Genomic DNA, 21,693 nt, shown 5'->3' with positions numbered 1-21,693 from the left:
ACTTGGACCAAACTATTGCCATACGAGAAATGCAGGAGCGCATTGCTTTCTATGAGGATATGAAAGCATACAACCAGTTGTTCGAGCTCTTGTCCGGAGGTATCTTCAGGTTCACCTACTCCCTGGTGAAGTCGCAGGAAGTGGCGGAAGAGATCGTTTCCGATGTTTTTATAAAGATGTGGCAGATCCGGGACAGGCTGCCGGAGATCGAAAACCTGAAAGTCTATCTCTATACCATTGCCAGGAATTTCTCCTTCAATTATATTACCAAGCATTATAAGAATACGATGGTCAGCCTGGATGAGCTGGACGTGGAGGCTGTGATCGAGCTCAACGGGCCGGTGGAAATGTGTATTTCCGCGGATCTCATCCAGCAGATCGGGCGTGTCATCCGGCAGCTGCCGCCGCAATGCCGGCTTATCTTTCAGCTCGTGAAGGAGGAAGGTCTTAAATATAAGGAAGTGGCCGCTGTGCTGGAAATATCTCCATTGACTGTCCGCAATCAGCTGGCTATTGCTGTCCGCAAGATCGGGGAAATGCTGCCAGCCTATCTGCAATCGGGTTTTAAGGAGATCAACCGGTTCTCCCATTCTTAAGCGGCTGTCCGGCCTCCCCAAAAAAATTCCCTCATCCTTTGGTACATTCCGATCAGAGGCATTGTCTGTAGAATAAGCACATCTATATGCAGGAAGATCAATTTAAACAGGAAGAAAGGTTTTGGCTGCTGGTAAGTTTACGACTTGCCGGAGAAGCTACGCCTGAGGAATTGGATGAGCTGGATGCATGGCTCGTACGTTGTCCGGAGATGGGGGTGCGGATGGAAATGCTGCATGGCCTATGGGAGAGCGTGCCGTCGGATGCCAGGAGGGGAGGCGCGCTTAACAGGCACCTGCAGCGGCTGAGCAATCATTTATCAGCCCCTGCCCTCAATTATGAGACGACAGCCGTTCTGGAGGAGGAAGAGGAGGTCAGCGTTGGCTCGTCCCGGTGGACCCGTCGGCTGCTATGGCCGGCACTGGGAATAGCCGCGGCCATAGCCCTGGTATTCCTGTTTGTAAACGTACAGGAGCCCAGGGGCGAGGCGACGCGGACGGCGCAGAATACGGTGAGCACAAAACGAGGCTCCAAGTCAAAGATCCAGTTGCCGGATGGATCGCAGGTATGGCTGAATGCCGACAGCCGGATCATCTATGACGAGAATTTCCGGGGCCCTTTCCGGCAGGTGCAGATAATTGGTGAAGCCTATTTCGACATTGCGAAGGACAAGGACCATCCATTTATCATCCATGCCAATTCCATCGATATAAAGGTATTGGGCACCAGCCTGAATATCCGGAGCTATAATAACGAAAAGAATACGGAGACAGTCCTGATCCGCGGCTCTATCGAAGTGACGCTGCGAAGCAGCCCCGATAAGAAGATAATTTTGCAACCCAACGAAAAGTTGGTGGTACAGAACGGCAAGGCGATCGTCGTAAAGAATAAGCCCGTGCTACAAAAGGAGGAGCCCGCGCCTGTGATGACACTGGGCAAAGCGCATCTGCAGGAAAAGGATAGTACGGCCATGGATATCCTGTGGGTGAAGAACCAGCTTGCTTTTGACAAGGAAACGCTGGAGGATGCCGCCCGGAAGATCGAGCGCTGGTATGATGTAAAGGTGACTATCAAAGATGAAAGACTTAAGCATACGGAATACAGCGCCGTCTTCGAAGATGAGAGTTTGCGGCAGGTGATGGAGGCATTGCGGATGACGGGTAATTTCCGGTATGTCATCAGCAAAAAAGAGATTACCATAACACCCTAGTATAGAAGTCGGATGCATCAGCACCGGCATGACTCCCTTTCCGACATTGCGGGCAGCCTGCATGGGGCCGTCTATTGTTTAACCAAAATTGCTTATATGAAAATCACTTAACACATTCCTGTCTGTTAACGAAAAAGCGGAGAATGATTGCAGCATTCCCCGCCGGTGTAAAGACAATTCCTGCTCCATGCGGAGCGGGTTCTTATCATTTTATCAAAACTAAGTTATGAAAAAAAACGCAAGCGGCGTATCGGTTGATAACCGCCGTTTAATCATCAAATGCCTGCTGATGACCAAACTTGCCATTTTACTGATTATTGTTCAATCCATGCAATCCTTTGCCAACAATGGTTATGGGCAGGGAAATATCAGTCTCAGACTGGAAAAAACGCAATTAAAAAAGGTATTTAAAGCCATCGAAGAAGGTGGTTTCTATCGATTTGTGTACAAGGACGAAATCCTACCGAAGGAACAGGGCATCAGTATCCGGGTACAGCATGCCGAACTGGCTGCCGTCATGGATAAAGTGCTGGAAAACACCGGACTGACCTATCATAAGCTCAGTGAGAACCTGGTAGTCATCACCCGTGCGGACGCCGGGGAAAGTATCCGTGCCCTGCAGGCAGTGAAGATCACCGGCAAAGTGACCAATGATAAGGGCGAGGCTTTGAGAGGGGTGTCTGTCGTGGAAAAAGGCACCAATAATGGCACAGTGACAGGGGATGACGGCGGATTTACTTTACAGGTCACCAGCCCGAATGCCATACTGGTCTTTAGCTATATTGGATTTGCCAACCAGGAATATCCATTGAAAGGAAAGACAAGCGCGGATGTCCGGTTGCTTGCTTCCGAGAATGCCCTGAAAGATATCGTGGTTGTAGGTTACGCCACACAAAAGAAGGTGACGGTTACGGGGGCGGTAGCCACTGTTAAAGGGGCGGAGTTGCAAAAGTCTCCCACCGTTAACCTGTCTAACTCCCTGGCGGGCAGGCTGCCGGGTGTCATCGCCATTCAGTCCAGCGGGGAACCCGGCTACGATGGATCGACCATTCAGATCCGTGGCACCAATACCATCGGCAACAGCGGGGCAATGATCGTGATCGACGGTATCCCGGATCGCGCAGGCGGTCTGGATCGTATAAACTCGGCTGATATCGAAAGTGTCTCCATACTAAAAGATGCTTCTGCCGCTATTTATGGCGTCAGGGGGGCCAACGGGGTTATCCTCATCACAACGAAACGGGGCAAATCAGGCGTGCCCCAGCTTTCGTATGACTTCAACCATGGCTGGGCCCAGCCTACGCGCATTCCTAAGCTGATGAATGGTCCTGAATATGCGGAGGTTAATAATGAGCTATCCCTCTTCAATAATTTGCCGGCGGATCAATGGACGGCCGGCTGGGCAGCGTTTAAAAGCACAGGAAGCTATACCCGGACGGACAACGCTGTCGTGGTCAATGCTCCTTACTCTCCCGACTATATCAAAAAGACCGCCGACGGCAGCGATCCCTGGGGACATCCGAATACCGACTGGTTTAAAGGCGCGTTAAAGACCTGGTCTCCCCAGGTTCGGCATAACCTACAGATCAATGGCGGATCGGAGAACGTACGTTACCTTGCTTCCCTGGGCTACCTGGATCAGGACGGTTATTATAAGCATTCAGCCACCGGGTACAAACAGTACGATATGCGGCTGAATATGGATGCGAAGATCAATAAGTACATCAATACCAGCATTGGTCTCACGGCTCGTGAAGAGAACAGGTTCTATCCCACACAGAGCGCCGGATCGATCTTCCGTATGCTGATGCGGGGCAAACCGACGGAGCCCGAGATTTGGCCCAATGGCCTTCCTGGCCCGGATATTGAAAATGGTCAGAACCCTGTCGTCATCACTACCAACCAGACAGGATACGATAAGCAATGGAAAGATTATTTCCAGACCAATGGCCGCGTAGAGATTACCAACCCCTGGATAGAGGGGCTGAAACTGACCCTCTCCGGAGCGCTGGATAAACTGATCACCCGCGGTAAGAAATGGGAAACGCCCTGGTACCTGTATTTCTGGGACCATGCCACCTACGAGCCCGACGGGAAAACGCCTTTACTGACGAAATCCGTGCGATCCACATTCACAGATCCCCGTCTTAGCCAATTCGACGAAAATCAACTGAACATCAACCTGACAGGGTTGCTGTCCTATGACCATACTTATGGCCCACATACCATCAACCTGCTGGCGGGACTATCCAAGGAGACGGTGAACGACGATGGTTTTAATGCCTTCCGCCGTTATTTTATTTCTTCGGCAGTCGACCAGTTGTTTGCTGGCGGATCGGATCAGCAGAACACGGGGGGCGCTGGTTATGAGCGGGCCCGGATGAGCTATTTCGGCCGTGTAGGCTACAATTATAAGGAAAAGTATTTATTGGAATTCCTCTGGCGTAGCGACGGCTCCTATATCTTTCCGAAGGAGAAGCGGTTTGGATTCTTTCCCGGCGTGCTGGCCGGATGGAATATTTCCAATGAAGACTTCTTTAAGGCTGTTCCTCTCATCAACTATCTTAAATTACGGGGCTCCTACGGACAGTTAGGCAATGACCAGGTGTATTACAATGGAGCACTGCAGGAATACGCTTTTGCTTCTCTATATAGTTTAGGGACTCAGGTCATCAATAACCAGGTCCTGAAGACTTTGTCCGAGACGGTGGTCCCCAATGACCAGTTCACCTGGGAAGTGGCGCGGAATTCCGACATCGGCCTGGAGGGAAGCATGATGAACTCAAAGATTTTCTTCGAGTTGGATTATTTCTATAACCGGCGTAACAACATGCTGATCCATCCCGGATCCGTACCCGGAAGCTCGGGCATAAGCGGCCTTTTACCACCTGTGAACAAGGGTAAGCTGGAGAACAAGGGATTCGAGTTCAAGCTGGGATACAATGGGCAGGCGGGCGAATTCAAATACAGTGTCAGTGTGAACGGGGGATTTGCCAAGAACAAGATCCTCTATTGGGATGAGGCCTCAGGGGCGCCAAAATACCAATTGGCTACAGGCCATTCCTATGGCACCAGCGGACCGAATTTCCTGGCGTACGAATATGACGGTGTATTCAAAGATCAAAAGGACATCGACACCAGGACCCTGGATTATTCTGCGCTCGCCGGCACTTTAAGGCCGGGTGATATGAAGTTCAAGGACATCGGAGGCCCCAATGGCGGCCCGCCAGACGGCAAGATAGACGGCAACGACGAGAAGAGGTTGGATAAGAACCGCGACCCGACGTTTACGGGCGGCCTGGTTGCCAACATGGCCTACAAAGGCTTCGATCTTTCCATCCTTTTTCAGGGCGCTTCCGGAGGTCTCCTCTTCTTTGGTACGGAATCGGGCGACATCGGCAATTTCCTCCAGTATAGCTATGATCATCGCTGGTCTGTCGATCATCCCAGCAGCACGGATCCCCGGCTGGCCAACAGGGGCGATACCTACTATACGGGTGGCGGAGCGGGCAACAACACTTACTTCCTTCGCAACAGCAATTATATCCGTCTCAAAAATATCGAATTAGGATACACTTTGGGCAGTATTTCGAAAAGGGCCGGTATCAGCAACCTCCGTATCTATGTCAGCGGACTTAACCTGCTCACCTGGGATAAAATGAAGATCTGGGACCCTGAGTCCACTTCCGGCAACGGCCAGTATTATCCGCAGTCCCGAATTTTAAATACAGGCGTAAGAGTAACTTTCTAAAATGATTTATATGAAAAATATAAAATTCAAACTATTCTGCCTGTTTATTCTTTTATCAGGCATGTTCTCGTGCAAAAAGGATTTTCTCGATACAAAATCCCAGACTACAGTGCCATCCTCCTCCACCTGGACAGACGGTCCCTTATCGACGGCATTCGTCACGGGTATCTACAGCGGTCTGGGCATGGGCGGTTTTGATGAGCAGATGCTGGCTTCTCTCAGCGACGAAGCCGTGTTTACCCATGCCGGACGGGGTATCAATACTATCAATGAGGGAACATTAAATCCTTCCAATCTTGGCTGGACCAATAATACTTACGAGTGGACGAATATGTATAACCATATCCGTACCTGCAATGTCGCCCTGGAGCAGCTGCCTGTGGCCACTTTTAGCGACGCTGCATTAAAGAAGCAGCTGATGGGCGAGGCGCATTTTCTCAGGGGCTATTTCTATCACCAGCTTCTGAGATATTACGGGGGTGTCCCGCTGATCTCCAAGACTTATGGCCTGAACGAGGATTATACTATCGCCAGGAATACCTTTGAAGAATGCGTAAATTTCATCAGTAAAGAATGCGACAGCGCGGTGCTCTTGCTGACAGGCATGTCCATGCCCTCCGGCCGTGCATCCGTCAATGCGGCGTTGGCGCTGAAATCCCGGCTCCTGCTATATGCGGCCAGCGACCTGCATGATATGACGAAGGCTAAGGCCAATTCTGCCACTATCGGGGCATATGCCCATCCCGAACTGCTGGGATACACCACTTCGGATCCTGCCACCCGGTGGACGGCTGCGATGAATGCAGCCAAGGCGGTGCTGGATGATGCGGGGAGTGGATACAAACTCGGACTCAGCGCACCCGAGACCTCGGCAGCTGCCCAGGCCAATTATCTTTCCATTGCAATGGGAGGGGGTAGCAAGGCTCCTGGCATCGACGCAACCGCAGCTTCGGAGCTTCTGTTCACCCGCGATTTTACACCTAATAAGGACGAATATGCCGGCATCTATGTCGGTCTGGCCAACGGGCCGAACGGCTACCATAATTGGGCTGGCAATTCTCCCATCCAGGAATTGGTAGATGACTATGAAATGATGGACGGTTCCCGGTTCGACTGGAATAATGCCACCCAAAAAGCTGCCCCCTATGTCAACAGGGACCCCCGTTTTTATGCCACTATCCTGTATGATGGTGCAGGTTGGAAACCCAGGGACAAAATCTCCGGCAATGTGGATCCGGTAAACCAGATACAGGTGGGGTCTTACCAGGTAGCCTCGGGCATGATACCTGGTCTCGATACGCGGCAGAGCTCCATCGAAAACTGGAATGGCAGCTGGACAGGCTACTATATGAAAAAATTTATCGACCCCGATCCGAATATCGTAGATAACACTACCCGGCAATATATCCCCTGGCCTTTCTTCCGGTATACCGAGGCCGTCCTGAACTATGTGGAAGCCAACATCGAGCTGGGCAATGAACCGGAAGCGCGGAACTGGCTTAACAAGATCCGGTACCGGGCAGGAATGCCTGCCATCCCTGTTACTGTTACGGGAGATTCTCTCCGGCAGCGATACAGGAACGAGCGAAGGATCGAGATGGCGTATGAGGAGCAGCGTTATCATGACGCGCGCCGCTGGATGATCGCCCCTGCTACGCTCGGTCGAAAGCTTGTTTACATGAGCGTTACAGGCATGCTCAAATCTGGCGCCACCGCCCCCTCCCCCTACAGACACGACGAGACCCTGTACAATTATACCTATTCGCCCGTGGTGGACAATAGCCTGGAGAACAGGCAGTGGGTGGATAAAATGTATTTCCGGCCCATTAGCCGCGACGAGATGATCAAAAATAATAAACTGGTACAGAACCCGGGATACGAATAATATTAACATTGAAACACGGAAATTTTCGATGAAAAGATCATTATTTTTATGCCTGCTCTTCGGAGCAGGCATTTTCTTCACCAGCTGTGGACATCCAGCCGTGGATGACATGGCTGACACCAGCCATTCCAACACATCCCAGGCTGCCGGCCGGAATGCCCTTTTCAGGCTGCTGCCACCGGACAGCACGCATATCACCTTTTCCAACCAGCTGACCGAAGGGCTCAACACCAATGTATTATTATATGAGTATTTCTACAACGGAGGTGGAGTAGCGGTAGGTGACATGAACGGGGATGGGCTGCAGGACGTTTATTTCACCGGCAACATGACTGACAACAAGCTGTATCTCAACCGGGGCCGGTTGCAATTTGAAGACATCACCGACAGGGCTGGTGTAGCCGGCAGGCCGGGGCCGTGGAAAACAGGTGTTGCCATAGCAGATGTGAACGGAGACGGCAAGCCGGACATCTTTGTCTGTTATTCGGGCAAGGTACGCGGCATCAAAAGGATGAAGCAGCTGTTCATCAACCAGGGTAATGATGCAGGCGGCGTCCCTCGCTTTAGTGAACAGGCCGAACAATACGGGCTGGCGGACTCTTCTTACACGACGCAGGCTTATTTTTTCGATGAGGACAGGGATGGAGACCTGGACCTGTTGTTGCTGAACCATAATCCGAACAACCTGCCCGTGCTGAACGAAGTGAGCACGGCGGCCATCCTTAAGCAGCAGGACCCCCTTTGCGGGGTGCGTTTATACCGGAACGACGGAGGACGTTTTCATGATGTAACGGCTGGCGCGGGGCTCAACAGCAGCTCGCTCAGCTATGGATTGGGCGCGGGCATTGCGGATATCAACGGGGATGGATGGCCGGACATTTATATTTCCAATGATTATGCCGTACCGGACGCTTATTATATCAATGATCACAAAGGCGGATTTGTCAATCATCTTACAGACGGCTTTGGCCATATATCCCAGTTCTCCATGGGGAACAATGTAGCCGATGTAAATAACGACGGGTTGCCGGACATTTTTACCCTGGACATGCTGCCGGAAGACAATCGTCGCCAGAAGCTGCTGTTCTCTCCGGACAACTATGAGAAGTTCGACCTCTACCTGAGGAGTGGTTTTTATTACCAGTATATGCGCAATATGCTACAGCTGAACGATGGCAATGGCCATTTCAGCGAAGTGGGGCAGCTGGCCGGCATCTCCAATACGGACTGGAGCTGGGCGCCTTTATGGGCCGACCTGGACAACGACGGATGGAAAGACCTTTTTGTAACGAATGGCTATGTTCGGGACTATACCAATATGGACTTCATCAAGTTCATGGAAGGTTATACCCAAAGCAAGGGCCGGTTGCGGCGGGAGGATGTGCTGGACATAGTAGACCATATGCCTTCGTCTAATGTACACAGTTATTTTTTTCATAACAACGGGGATCTGAGCTTTTCCGACAGGAGTGCGGATTGGGGAATTCTTCAGCCTTCCAACAGCAATGGCGCTGCCTGGGCGGACCTGGACAATGACGGGGACCTGGACCTGGTGGTGAACAATCTCAATTTACCCGCTTTCGTATATGAGAACAAGGCCCGTCAGTCAGGAGGGTATCATTACCTGCAGGTGAAGCTGGAAGGGAAGGGTGGTAATACGGAGGGCGTCGGCGCGCGGCTGACCCTATATGACGCGGGCAAGGTGCAGTATGTCGAGCAGATGCCACAGCAGGGGTATCAGTCGTCGGTGTCTCCTGTTCTTCATTTCGGATTGGGGAAAGATACATCGGTTGATTCTTTGCGGGTAGTATGGCCTTCGGGCCGGCAGCAGGTGAGGACGGGCGTCGCGATAGATCGTACGCTGGTGCTACGGGAGGAGGATGCCGCAAGCAGCTTTCATGCGCCTTTACCGGCGCCAGTCCTTTTTAATGAGGTCGCTTCTCCCGTCCCTTATCAGCCCGCGAAAATGGCCATCAATGATTACAAGCGTCAACCACTGCTGGTGAATCCATTGTCTTTTTCGGGGCCTTGTCTTGTCAAGGGCGATGTGAACGGGGATGGTTTGGAGGACGTGTTTGTCGGGGGCGACAACGGACAGGCCGGGAGCCTGTATATGCAGCAGCGGAACGGGAGTTTTGTCGTATTGCCCCAGCCCGCGTTGGAGGCCGACAAGGCCGCTGTGGATGCGGATGCCGCATTCCTGGACGCGGATGGAGATGGGCACGTGGACCTGTATGTGGCCAGTGGCGGCTGTCATAATTTGCGGGAGAACGACAGCCTGCTGGAGGACCGGCTGTACCTGGGAGATGGGAGAGGGCATTTTATGCGCAGCCGGGAGGGGACGCTTCCTTCCATGCGCGTATCGAAGAGCTGTGTACGGGTGGCGGACATTAACGGGGATGGCAGGCCTGATGTCTTTGTCGGAGGGCGCATGATACCCGGTCTTTATCCTGTTACGCCAGCCAGCTACCTGTTGATCAACGATGGAAAGGGGCATTTTACCAACCAGGTGAAAAAATTAGCGCCGGGGCTGGAGAAGATAGGAATGGTCACGGATGCGGCATGGGCGGACCTGAATGGAGATGGGAGACAGGACCTGGTAGTGGTGGGAGAATGGATGCCGGTCACCGTGTTCATCGGGAACAAGGGGGGATGGGAGAACAGGACGCGGGATTATTTTGACAGGCCGTACAGCGGATGGTGGAATAAGCTTTGGATAGGGGATCTGAATGGTGATGGGAAACCCGATATCGTTGCCGGCAACCTCGGATTAAATTCACAGTGCAAGGTGGATGAGCAGCATCCGGCCGAGCTGTATTATAAGGACCTTGACGGGAATGGCACCATGGATCCTTTTTTATGCTTTTACATCGGGGATACCAGCTATCCATTTCTTACGCGGGACGAGCTTTTGCAGCAGGTGGGGAATATGAGCAAACGTTTTCCCGATTATAAGACCTATGCCGGTGCGAAGATCCAGGATATTTTTGGAGAGGCGGGTCTGCAGGGCGCAGGGAAGCTGCAGGCCACTTGTCTGCGGACCTGTTATTTCTCTTCGGGCAAGGACGGGCGTATGCATGAGGAGCGGCTGCCGCTGCAGGCGCAGTTCTCCCCAGTCTGGACGATCACGGTGCTGGATTATGACGGGGATGGGAAGGAAGACCTGCTGCTTTGCGGCAATATCAACCATGCCCGGCTGCGGTTTGGAAAATACGATGCCAACTACGGATGCCTGTTAAAGGGAGATGGCAAGGGAGGTTTCGTCTATATCCCTCAGCGCCAGTCGGGTTTTCATCTCCAGGGGGATGTACGGTCGGTGGTGCGGGTGGGAGGCACATTGCTTTTCGGTATCAACCAGGCGCCGGTGAAAGCTTACCGTGGAAAAATGCCGGGGCGGCCCCAGGGGTAAAGTTTTTTTTATTTTAAGTCAAAATAGATGTTATTTTGACACTTGCAGATTGACCGCATATGATAGCAACCCAACAAGAGAAGTCATTGTCCTTCAGGATTATAGAGAAATTCAAAGAAACTTTTAATACGGACCCGATGGTCATCCGTTCTCCCGGCAGGGTCAACCTGATCGGCGAGCATACGGATTATAACAACGGGTTTGTCATGCCTGCCGCCATCAATAAGGCGATCTATATGGCGGTATCCCGCCGGGATGACGACCTCATTCACATCGTGTCGCAGGATCTTGAGCTCAGCTATCTGGGCGATATAGCCAAGGTGGAGCCTACTTCCCTTCACTGGCCCGATTATATACTGGGAGTCGTCCAACAGGTGCAGGCCCTTGGACATCCTGTAGGCGGCTTCAACTGTGTTTTCGGCGGAGATATTCCCCTGGGGGCGGGTATGTCCTCATCGGCCGCCCTGGAATGCGCCACGGCTTTTTCCCTCAATGAGCTTTTCGGTCTGAAAATGGACCCGCTGACCATGGTAAAATTGTCGCAGAAGGCGGAGAACGAGTTCGTGGGAGTGAAATGCGGGATCATGGACCAGTTTGCCAGTATGTTCGGTCGCAGGAACCATGTCATCCGGCTGGATTGCCAGTCTTTGGAATATGAATATGTGCCTTTTAATACCGATGGCATCCGCATCGTTCTACTGGATACGAATGTGAAGCATTCGCTGGCCAGCTCCGAATACAATACGCGTCGTCAGCAATGCGAGGCGGGTGTAGCTTTGATCAGGGCGCACCATCCGGAGGTTCGCAGCCTGCGGGATGCGACTTTGGAGATGCTGGACAAACATGTGGCGCCTGCGGACGCATTGGTTTATCAACGCTGTCAATATGTTGTGGAGGAAAACCTACGGTTGCTGGCGGCCGGCGAAGATCTGAAGAAGGGGGACATTGAAGCTTTCGGCCAGAAGATGTTTGCGACGCACGAAGGATTAAGCCGTAAGTATGCCGTCAGCTGTCCCGAGCTGGACTTCCTGGTGGAGCAGGTGAAGGGCAGGCCGGGTGTGATCGGCGCCCGGATGATGGGAGGAGGCTTTGGCGGCTGCACCATCAACCTGGTGCGTGAAGCCGTCATCGATGAGCTGGTGGCGGAACTAACGCCCGCCTATGCCAGGGCGATGAATAAGGAGCTGAAAGTGTATATCGGACAGATCGAGAATGGAACCTCGCTGATCTAAATAATCTCAAAAACAATTATTGCTATATGATGACGAGATCTTTTGCCTCCTTTTCGTGCATCGCAGCCACCTGTTTGCTGGTGGCCTGTGGTAACAACGCTTCTTCTGACAAGCCTGCCGGTGACTCCACTGCTACCGGTCCTGCCGCCGGCGCCGCATTGCCGGACAACGCCCTTTTCAGGGATAGCCTGGAAGGTAAGACAACGGGCTTGTATATACTAAAGAATAAGAATAATGCGTCCGTCGCCATTACCAATTATGGGGCGCGCGTCGTCAGCCTGCTGGTACCGGACAAGAACGGGACTTTGACGGATGTGGCGCTGGGATATGACAGTATCGGTAAATATATCCATCAGCCCGAGACTTATTTCGGGGCCATTGTAGGCCGCTATGGCAACCGCATCGCTAAAGGAAAATTCAAGCTGAATGGCAAGGAATACAAGTTGGCCACCAACAATGGAGCCAATCACCTCCATGGCGGTCTCAAAGGTTTTGGCGCGCATGTCTGGGATGCAAAAAAACTGAACGACAGCACCCTTGAATTGACCTACCTGTCTCAGGACCAGGAAGAGGGCTATCCGGGCAACCTACAGGCAAAAGTAACCTATACGTTGTCGGGAGACACGGCTAATTCTTTGAAAATAGATTATGAGGCGACGACGGACAAGGCTACCGTGCTGAACCTGACGAACCATACGTATTTCAATCTGAATGGACAGGGCAGCGGGACGATCAACCATCATCTGCTTTTCCTGAACGCAGACCGGTATACCCCGGTGGATTCTACGCTGATACCCACGGGCAAGCTGGAACCTGTAGCCGGGACACCTTTTGATTTCCTGCAGCCGACGGCGATCGGATCGCGGATCGATGCGAACAATGAGCAACTGAAATTCGGAAAGGGGTATGACCATAATTTCGTTTTGAATGCCAATAAAGGCGCGGGTCTGAACCTGGCGGCAACAGTGCTGGGCGATCAGAGCGGTATCTTTATGGAAGTGCTGACGATGGAGCCGGCCATCCAATTCTATGGTGGTAATTTTATGAATGGCGGCAATCCTCTGAAGGGTGGAAAGAAGGATGATCATCGGACGGCTTTCTGTCTGGAAACGCAACACTATCCTGATTCGCCCAATGAGCCGTCTTTCCCAACGACGGAGCTGAAGCCCGGAGCGAAGTATAAAACGAGTACGGTATACCGGTTCACGGTGAAGAAATAAGAAGATTTGAACGGGCCCCGACGGGGCCCGTTTCTTTTATGGCTGTAAATACCCCACCACCCCCCACAGCCAGCGGCGCCGCCATGACAAGATGGATGTACGTTATTGCCGTTGTCCTGACGATAGGATGGGTTGTGGGGGTGTTTGTGTTTCATTTGGGGAATGCGGTCCATGTTTTGATCCTGTTAGCGATTACCGCGCTGCTGGGTAATATTATGCGGGATGGGACCTGGAAAATAAGTTGTAAGTACGCTGGTCATTCACGCTTTTCAGAGGCGTGAAGATCACTTTGAATGGAGGCTTTTCTTTATTTTCTCAACGGTATCGATTGACACGCCGGCCAGAGATGCGATCTTTTCGGGAGAGAGTTCAGTTTCGGAGAGCAGTCTTTTTACAATTGTTTCTCGTTCCTCAGTTCTGGCTTTGCTTGCTTTCATCTCCGCCCTCATTTCTGCTACTTGCTCAATAATTCCCATAGTATGTGTTTTACCGGTGATTTGATCGAGTTGCTTTTCAAAGATACGATTAGTTTCCTCATGCTCAAATAGGATGTAATTATTCAAAAATGTCAGAACAGCCTCGATCTTCTTTCTGCTGAATATGTCCTTTTTATACAATAATCTGGCTATCAATAGTTTTTGATTCAGCAGTTTCTCTTCCAGTACTTTTTCCGAAAGCAGTGCTGTCTTTGCTGCTAATAAGACCATGGCAAAAGGATTATTGCTGGTCATTAACATCTCATCGGCGTAATCAGTGATGCAACAGGTGTTGTATTTATATATCAGCTTAGTGCCCATGAAATTATGCCTATAAGAAACCGGCATATTTTTTCCGTCAGGTCCTGTAAAAATGGCTAATGTCGTCACTGGCTTTTGGTATTTGTCGAAGATCCTGTAATAATATCGGAACATTCTTTCAGCAAACAATTTATCCGAATAACCCTGGACTTCCAGGTGAACAAGGAACCATTGTTCACTTCCATTCAGCAGATGGACTTTTACCAGCTTATCAACGTATCTGGTGTCAGACAGTTTATCCGGCTCTGGATACATCTCTGCCAATTCTTTGTCGAGAAAGTCAAAGCCGCGATCCATATCAACCAATTGTTCTGCCTCGGGAAAGAGAAAGCGTAACAGGTCATCGAATACCTCCTCCATCATTCCTTTCCATAAGATGTCATTCTTTCTGCGCATAGGTAAGATTTAAGGCGGAACAAATTTAGCTATTAGTATATTCGGTGACGGGAGAACTTCAGTGAGAGATTAACCTTGTTTAATGCGCAACAAATTTTAATTTTATTTGTCAGTAAAATATGTTACAAAACCGAGTCGATCCCTGGGGAGTCATTATCACCACAAGCGCACGTGGGGCCTGGATGGGCAACCGCGGCGTCCTGCATGACGAGCATCAAACCATTCGCCGGCCATTCAAATTGAAAGCCTGGATCACCTGTGTACTGCAGTTCAAGGGCAGGCATAGGAAGGTGATGTCGCCTGACAGGTGGACCGAATTATTCTTCCTGGACGAGGCTACCTCATTGGCGGCGGGGCATCGGCCTTGTTTTGAATGCCGGCGGAACGACGCGGTGAGATTCAAAAAGTTTTGGCTAAAGGGGAATCCGGAGTATGGATTCAACGAGGGCACTTCCATCGGAGAGATAGACAAGATCATTCATGGGGAGAGGATCGACAAGCGTGGCGGGAAAGTGACGTATGAGGAAATGGCCGATCGTTTGCCGGACGGGAGTTTTGTTGAAATAGAGGGAAAGGCTTACGTGGTGGCGCAGCGGAAGATCTTTCGCTGGAGTCCTTTTGGGTATGAGAACGGGCAGACGCTGCCTGAAGGACGGCGGGTGAAAGTGTTGACGCCGGCATCAATTGTACGTACTATCCGGGCGGGGTATGTAGTGCAGATCAATGATCATTCAGCGGCAACCCCCGCTGCTGAAATTCCTTCCAATTGAGGTAGTCCGGACCTTTGCGCTGCTCGACCATGGTAATGCAACTGTCGACGGGGCAGACCAGCTTGCAGAGATTGCAGCCTACGCATTCCTCTTCCTTAATGGCGTAGGTATTGTAAGGATTGCCAGGGTCTATGCTGATGGATTGATGGGAAGCATCTTCGCATGCGATATAGCACAGTCCGCAATGGATACATTTATCTGGATCGATACGGGCCACTACGTGAAAATTAAGATCCAGGTCTTCCCAGTTCGTGAGGGTGGGGACGCTACGACCTATGAAATCAGTGGTTTGTTGAAACCCTTTCTCATCCATCCAGTTGCTGAGACCTTCGCAGAGCCCTTCGATGATGCGGAAACCATGTTTCATAACGGCGGTGCATATTTGAACGGTGGTGGCTCCCAGCAGCATGAACTCTGCGGCATCCTTCCATGTGGTGATACCTCCTATGCCGGAGACGGGGGCTTTGGCGGTGACGGGGTCCTGTGCAATGGTGGTCAGCATCTTCAGGGCGATGGGTTTTACGGCAGGGCCGCAATAGCCGCCAAAAGTGGACTTGCCGCCTACATTGGGATTCGGGATGAACGTGTCCAGGTCGACGCCCGTGACGGACTGGATGGTATTGATGAGGGAAAGCCCCTGGCTGCCGGCTTCCACGGCTGCACGGCCTGTAGGAACGACAGAGTGGACGTTAGGTGTAAGTTTGGTGATGACGGGGATGGTGGCGGTCTCCATGACCCATTCCGTCACGATGCGGGCGATCGACGGGTCCTGTCCTACAGCGGCGCCCATGCCGCGTTCGGTCATGCCATGAGGGCAACCAAAATTCAGCTCGATCCCGTGGGCGCCGGTGTCCTCTACCTTATGGATCAGGTCGTGCCAGCTGTCACGGTCGTTGTCAGCCATCAGGGAGACGACCATGGCCCTGTCGGGGAAGAGGCGGATGCATTCCTTTATTTCTTTAAGGTTGAGGTCCAGCGGGCGATCGCTGATAAGTTCAATATTGTTCAGGCCCATGACGCGGCTGCCGTGGTAATCTACGGCGGAGTAACGGGATGAGACGTTCTTCACCTGGCTTCCGAGCGTCTTCCACACGACCCCGCCCCAGCCGGCTTCGAAGGCGCGGATTACATTGATCAGTTTATCCGTCGGGGGTGCGCTGGCCAGCCAGAAGGGGTTGGGGGAGGAAATGCCGAGATAGTTGGTATAAAGGGAAGCCATGGTGAATGGATTTAAACGGTGTGATCGGGTATGGATGGATCAATCGGTCCCACAGCAGGCCGTGGGGGTTGCGACTGAATGTATTCGAGGATCGCGACGGCACTCAGCTTGCCGGCCTGCACGGCGTCCACCACTTCTTTTCCGCCATTGACGCAGTCGCCGCCGGCAAAGATGCCGGGAAGCGAGGTAAGTCCATGGGTGGCACTATCGATCTTTCCGTTGCGATGCCGCAGGCCGGCATCCTGTACTAATTCTTCAAAAGGCATCTGGCCAGTGGCTTTGATGACCATATCCACGTCGAGGGTAAAGGTCTCGCCGGTGGGTCGAGGAGCGCGGCGTCCGCTGGCGTCGGGAGGTCCCAATTCCATTTTCCTGCAGCGCAGCTGTGTCACGCGGCCATCGGCGCCGGTGAGCGCTTCGGGCGCCGCCAGCCAGTGCATACGGCAGCCATCCAGCCGGGCGATCTCCAGCTCTTTTTCCGTGCAGGGCATTTCTGCCTCTGTCCTTCTATAAACCAGCGTGACCTCTGCCGCACCCAGCCGGCGCGCCTGGGTGGCGGCGTCGATGGCGGTCATTCCCATACCGATGACGGCTACTTTATCACCCACCGGCACGGATGGGAAGCCGTCGGTACGAATGGAATAAATAAAACGGAGGGCATCCACCACACCTTCCAGCTCTTCGCCGGGAATGTCCAGCCGGCGCGCCAGTCCTACGCCAAAGGCCAGAAAGACGGCGTCATACTGCAAGCGCAGCTGTTCCAGCTGCAGGTCCTTTCCCAGCTCGTTGCCATATTGAATAGTGATGCCGCCCAGAGAGAGGATGTAATTCAGCTCTTCCGCGCAATATTCGGGCGTCACTTTATAAGCGGCGACGCCATAGGTCATCAGCCCGCCGCCCTTCGCTTCCTTTTCATAGATGGTGACGTCGATGCCTTCACGGGAAAGCACATGCGCACAGCTAAGGCCCGCAGGTCCCGCGCCTATGACAGCAACACGGCGGCCGGAAGAAGGTTTGCGGGTGAACAGCGGCCATTTCCGTTGCATCGCCTGATCGGTGGGGTAGCGTTGCAGGCGTGCGATGGCGATTGGTGTTTCTTCCATGAGATTGTATACGCATGCTCCTTCGCATAGCTTTTCCACGGGGCATACGCGTGAGCAGCCGCCGCCCATTATATTGGCGATAAAAATGGTGTGGGCGGACCCTCTGAGGTCATCGGTAGCGATCTGCTTAATGAATTTCGGCACGTCGATGCCGGTGGGGCAGCTTTTGGTACAGGGTGCATCATAGCAGAAGAGACAGCGGTTGGCTTCCACCAGCACGGCATCCCTTGTTTCGAAAGGGGGGTGGATGTCCCTGAAATTCTCCTCGTAAGCTTCGGGGGTCAGTCGATGATTGGTAATGGCCATGCACAATGATTTAAAGTTCCGTCAATTTGCCGTAGGTTTCCGGCCGCCTGTCCCTGAAGAACTGCCATACGCTGCGCACTTCTTCGATCTGGTCCAGGTCGAAGTCCGCGATCAGCAGCTCGTCTTTATCTTCGGAGGCCTGGGCGAAGATCTGCCCCCGCGGGTCCACGAAATAGGAGCTGCCATAGAAGCGGCCCAGGTTCCAGGGTTTTTCTTCTCCTACGCGGTTGATGCAGCCCATGAAGTAGCCGTTGGCGGCGGCATGGGCGGGCTGCTCCAACTGCCAGAGATATTGCGAAAGGCCGGCCACGGTGGCGGATGGATTGTACACGATCTCGGCGCCATTGAGGCCCAGGCAGCGTGCGCCGTCGGGGAAATGGCGGTCATAGCAGATGTACACACCGACCTTTGCATATTTTGTCTGGAAGACAGGATAGCCAAGGTTGCCTGGCTTGAAGAAAAACTTCTCCCAAAACCCGGAGGTATGAGGAATATGGTTCTTACGGTATTTTCCCAGGAAGGTGCCATCGGCGTCGATGACGGCGGCAGTGTTGTAGAGCACGCCGGCCTGCTCTTTTTCGTACACGGGCACGATCATCACCATATTGTATTTCCTCGCGTATTCCGTCATCCGATCGACGGTCGGGCCAGGCACAGGTTCGGCAGAGTCGTACCAGGCCCGGTTTTGTCCGGGACAGAAATAGGGCGTGTTGAATATTTCCTGGAGGCAAAGGATCTGGACACCTTTTTTACCTGCCTCTTCGATGAGGGGGATGTGCTTTTGCACCATGGCTTCCTTTATCTCTTCGATGGTACCTTCTCCTTCCGTCTTCGGCAGGCTCATCTGGATGAGGCCGGATCTGATCATTCTGGGCATTATATTCGATTGTTGGTTAACATTAGAAATGAAAAGGGCGTGAAATGTTGTTTGCCGGATCAGGGCAACCCTGTGTGTCGATGGCGTTTCAGGAATTGACCATACCCTTTATGGACCTTGCATTCGCCCTGGTCGATGGCGACTTTCCCTCTCAGCAGGACTGTCTGGATCTTTCCCGTCAGTTGCCATCCTTCATAGGCAGAGTAGTCCACGTTCATGTGGTGGGTGGCGGTCGAAAGGGTATGCTGGCGATTGGGGTCCATCAGGATGATGTCTGCGTCGCTGTCCGGGGCCAGGGTGCCCTTACGGGGGAAGAGGCCGAAGATCTTAGCTGCATTGGTGGAGGTGAGCTCCACATATTTCTGCAAGCTGATCCTGCCTTTCCGGACACCTTCGCTGTAGAGCAGCTCCATACGGTGTTCGATGGCGGGATGGCCATTGGGTATCTTCGAAAAATCATCCTTGCCCATCAATTTCTGTTCCCAGCGGAAGGGGCAATGGTCGGTGGCTACCACGTTCACCAATCCCTGGTTGATACCGGCCCATAAGGTCGCCTGGTCCTTCTTTTCCCGGAGGGGCGGGCTCATCACCCATTTGGCCCCTTCGAAGTCTTCTCCGTAGCGGGAGGCATCCAACAGGAGATACTGTATGCAGGTCTCCACCCATATATGCTGGTTGCGGGTGGTGGCGTTGCGCACAGCGTTGAGGGCGCCTTCGCAGGTGAGATGTACGATATAGCCGGGGCAGCCCGTGTAATGGGAGATATCGGCAAAACGGCACGATGCTTCGGCCTCTGTGATCTCCGGCTGTGACAGGTAGTGGTAGCGCGGGGTGAGCTTGCCTTCGCCCCTGTGACGGGCGACGAGGTAGTCGATCATGTCGCCATTCGTGGCGTGGACGGTCACCAGTCCGCCCTGGCGGCGAACCTCCTGCATGAGAGCCGTCATCTGCCTGTCGTCGATCATCAACGCGCCTTTGTAAGCCATGAAAGTCTTAAAGGAAGTGATGCCATGCTCTTCTACCATCGTCCTAATCTCCGGCTTCGTCTGTTCATTAAAATCCGTTACGGCCATATGGAAGCTGTAGTCTCCCACAGCGGTGCCGGAGGCGCGACCGTTCCATTCGTCGAAGGCTTCCCGCAGGGAGTGTCCCTGCTTTTGAAGGATGAAGTCGATGACAGTGGTGGTACCTCCAAAGAGGGCTGCCCGTGTACCCGTCTCGTAGCTGTCGCTGGAGAAGGTGCCCATGAACGGCATATCCAGGTGTACGTGCGGATCGATGCCGCCGGGCATGACCAGCTGGCCTGTGGCGTCAATGGTGTGTTCTGCCGTGACCTCGAGACGTTTGCCGACCGAGACGATCTTCTCTCCTTCGATATAGATATCGCCGATGAAATCGTCGGTTGCGGTGATGATCCTGCCGTTAGTAATCAATACTGACATAGTTGACCTGTTTTTTATAGTTGAAAGAGAGCCGGTAGCAAACGCCGGAAACGAAGAAACCGACGAACCAGGCATAGCTGTATAATGAGATGATCCAGGCCGGCATGGCGTTCCGGCTGATGAGGCCGATGGTGGCCAGGAAGCCGGGAATATTGGGGATGATGCCCAGCAGCAGGCAGACGATGGCCCGCCGGTGGAATCCGCCGGTATAGGAATAAGCGCCCCGGAGAGAATAGAGGTCTGTTACGGACAGCTGTTGTCTTCTAATGAGGTAATAGTCGGTGATCAGGATACCGCCCACTGGCCCCAGGAGGCTGGAATAGCCAACGAGCCACGTGAATATATAGCCGCTGGGATCCGCTATCAGTTTCCATGGAAAGATCAGGATACCCAGGACGCCTGTGATCAGACCGCCTGTCCGGAAGTTGATCCGGGCAGGGCTCAGGTTGGCAAAGTCATTGGCTGGGCTGACGATATTGGCTGCGATATTGGTCGCCAGAGTAGAGACAGCTACTGCAGTCATTGCCAGCGTAATAAGCACCTTGTTCTCAAATTTTCCTGCAAGCACAACGGGATCCCAGATGGGTTGGCCGTAGAGTAAGGTCGTTGCGGAGGTGACGATGACGCCGATGAAGGCGAAGAGGGTCATGGAAGGCGGCAGGCCGATGGCCTGTCCTCTCGCCTGTGCCCGTTGGTCAACGGCATAACGGGTGAAGTCGGGTATATTGAGGGACAAGGTAGCCCAGAAGCCGACCATGCCTGTGAGGGCCGGGATGAAGAAGGTCCAGAATGCGGCGCCATGGAGTTGGGTAGGCTGGGAGAGAATGGGGCCCAGTCCTCCGTGGACGGCGGTGATGGCCCAGAACAGGAGCGCCAGGGCGGCCAGTGGAAGGAAGAAAGCTTTAAAGACAAGGAGCTTGCGGATACTTTCCACGCCCAGCCAGACGACGTACATATTTAATATCCAGAACAGGATAAAACAAATGGCGGGTCCTGTCTGCAGGCCCCAGCTATCCGGGAATATCTGTGGCAATGATGCAAGGGCGGGTATCCAGAGCTTAGCTGCCTGGTAGATGGCAAAGCCCCCGATCCAGGTCTGAATGCCAAACCAGCCGCAGGCTACGATGGCGCGCAGGAGGGCGGGGATATTGGCGCCTTTAACACCAAAGCTGGCCCTGGCGAAGACAGGAAAGGGGATGCCGTATTTTGCGCCCGCCCTTCCGTTGAGGATCATGGGCACCAGGACAATGGTATTGCCTAAAAAGATGGTGAAAATGGCCTGCCACCAGTTCATTCCGCCGCCGATGAGGGAGCTGGCCAGCATATAAGTGGGGATGCAAAGGCTCATGCTGATCCAGAGGGCTGCATAGTTCCAGGTGGTCCAGGTCCTGCCCGAAGGAGGAACAGGCGCCAGATCCTCACTATAAAGGGATGTATCGGGTGACGGGACGGGTGTCATAGCAGTTGTGTCTTTGGGTTATC

At 53.0% G+C, this 21,693-nt stretch carries 15 protein-coding genes; 9 read left to right on the top strand and 6 right to left on the bottom strand.

Features of this window, described 5'->3' with window-relative positions:
* Positions 1 to 2 precede the first annotated feature (2 nt).
* From Q4E93_RS14340 to Q4E93_RS14305, 8 genes are all read left to right on the top strand, one after another.
* The gene (locus tag Q4E93_RS14340) at positions 3 to 596 is read left to right on the top strand and encodes an RNA polymerase sigma-70 factor (RefSeq protein ID WP_303586284.1); all 594 of its coding nucleotides are present in this window, start codon (positions 3 to 5) and stop codon (positions 594 to 596) included.
* An 86-nt stretch (positions 597 to 682) separates the two neighbouring features.
* Positions 683 to 1,804 (top strand): FecR family protein, encoded by a 1,122-nt coding sequence (locus tag Q4E93_RS14335; RefSeq protein WP_303586282.1) that lies wholly within the window; start codon positions 683 to 685, stop codon positions 1,802 to 1,804.
* Between the two features lie 226 nt (positions 1,805 to 2,030).
* Positions 2,031 to 5,555: a TonB-dependent receptor gene (locus tag Q4E93_RS14330; RefSeq protein ID WP_303586281.1), complete on the top strand. Its 3,525-nt coding sequence runs from the start codon at positions 2,031 to 2,033 to the stop codon at positions 5,553 to 5,555.
* 10 nt (positions 5,556 to 5,565) lie between these two features.
* Positions 5,566 to 7,440, top strand: a complete 1,875-nt coding sequence (locus tag Q4E93_RS14325) for a RagB/SusD family nutrient uptake outer membrane protein (RefSeq protein ID WP_303586280.1) — start codon at positions 5,566 to 5,568, stop codon at positions 7,438 to 7,440.
* Between the two features lie 28 nt (positions 7,441 to 7,468).
* The gene (locus tag Q4E93_RS14320; protein ID WP_303586278.1) at positions 7,469 to 10,849 is read left to right on the top strand and encodes a VCBS repeat-containing protein; all 3,381 of its coding nucleotides are present in this window, start codon (positions 7,469 to 7,471) and stop codon (positions 10,847 to 10,849) included.
* 59 nt (positions 10,850 to 10,908) lie between these two features.
* Positions 10,909 to 12,081, top strand: coding sequence for a galactokinase (gene galK, locus Q4E93_RS14315; RefSeq protein ID WP_303586276.1), 1,173 nt, complete (start codon positions 10,909 to 10,911; stop codon positions 12,079 to 12,081).
* A gap of 26 nt (positions 12,082 to 12,107) precedes the next feature.
* Entirely contained in the window at positions 12,108 to 13,301 is a 1,194-nt protein-coding gene (locus Q4E93_RS14310) for an aldose epimerase family protein (protein ID WP_303586274.1), read from the top strand.
* A gap of 38 nt (positions 13,302 to 13,339) precedes the next feature.
* Positions 13,340 to 13,582 (top strand): lmo0937 family membrane protein, encoded by a 243-nt coding sequence (locus Q4E93_RS14305; RefSeq protein WP_317505160.1) that lies wholly within the window; start codon positions 13,340 to 13,342, stop codon positions 13,580 to 13,582.
* 3 nt (positions 13,583 to 13,585) lie between these two features.
* Here Q4E93_RS14305 and Q4E93_RS14300 read toward each other — a convergent pair whose 3' ends face one another.
* The gene (locus Q4E93_RS14300) at positions 13,586 to 14,494 is read right to left on the bottom strand and encodes an RpnC/YadD family protein (RefSeq protein ID WP_303586272.1); all 909 of its coding nucleotides are present in this window, start codon (positions 14,492 to 14,494) and stop codon (positions 13,586 to 13,588) included.
* A gap of 119 nt (positions 14,495 to 14,613) precedes the next feature.
* Here Q4E93_RS14300 and Q4E93_RS14295 point away from each other — a divergent pair, with 119 nt between their 5' ends.
* Positions 14,614 to 15,264: a hypothetical protein gene (locus Q4E93_RS14295; RefSeq protein WP_303586270.1), complete on the top strand. Its 651-nt coding sequence runs from the start codon at positions 14,614 to 14,616 to the stop codon at positions 15,262 to 15,264.
* On the opposite strand, the gene preA is transcribed toward Q4E93_RS14295, so the two are convergent.
* From preA to Q4E93_RS14270, 5 genes are read right to left on the bottom strand one after another with little or no spacing between them, the layout of a single operon-like run.
* Entirely contained in the window at positions 15,215 to 16,483 is a 1,269-nt protein-coding gene (gene preA, locus Q4E93_RS14290; protein ID WP_303586269.1) for an NAD-dependent dihydropyrimidine dehydrogenase subunit PreA, read from the bottom strand. The two genes, Q4E93_RS14295 and preA, sit on opposite strands and share 50 nt — an antisense overlap.
* A gap of 11 nt (positions 16,484 to 16,494) precedes the next feature.
* On the bottom strand, positions 16,495 to 17,892 hold the full coding sequence (locus Q4E93_RS14285) for an NAD(P)-dependent oxidoreductase (RefSeq protein ID WP_303586266.1): 1,398 nt from the start codon (positions 17,890 to 17,892) through the stop codon (positions 16,495 to 16,497).
* A gap of 10 nt (positions 17,893 to 17,902) precedes the next feature.
* On the bottom strand, positions 17,903 to 18,769 hold the full coding sequence (locus Q4E93_RS14280; protein WP_303586264.1) for a nitrilase-related carbon-nitrogen hydrolase: 867 nt from the start codon (positions 18,767 to 18,769) through the stop codon (positions 17,903 to 17,905).
* Between the two features lie 59 nt (positions 18,770 to 18,828).
* Positions 18,829 to 20,211 (bottom strand): dihydropyrimidinase, encoded by a 1,383-nt coding sequence (hydA, locus tag Q4E93_RS14275; RefSeq protein ID WP_303586262.1) that lies wholly within the window; start codon positions 20,209 to 20,211, stop codon positions 18,829 to 18,831.
* Positions 20,192 to 21,670: an NCS1 family nucleobase:cation symporter-1 gene (locus Q4E93_RS14270; protein ID WP_303586260.1), complete on the bottom strand. Its 1,479-nt coding sequence runs from the start codon at positions 21,668 to 21,670 to the stop codon at positions 20,192 to 20,194. The genes hydA and Q4E93_RS14270 overlap by 20 nt, the downstream gene beginning before the upstream one ends.
* Between the last annotated feature and the right edge of the window lie 23 nt (positions 21,671 to 21,693).

It is taken from the genome of Flavitalea plasmicola, assembly GCF_030546645.1.
Lineage (GTDB): Bacteria > Bacteroidota > Bacteroidia > Chitinophagales > Chitinophagaceae > Puia.
This window is presented reverse-complemented; position numbering and strand designations above follow the sequence as displayed.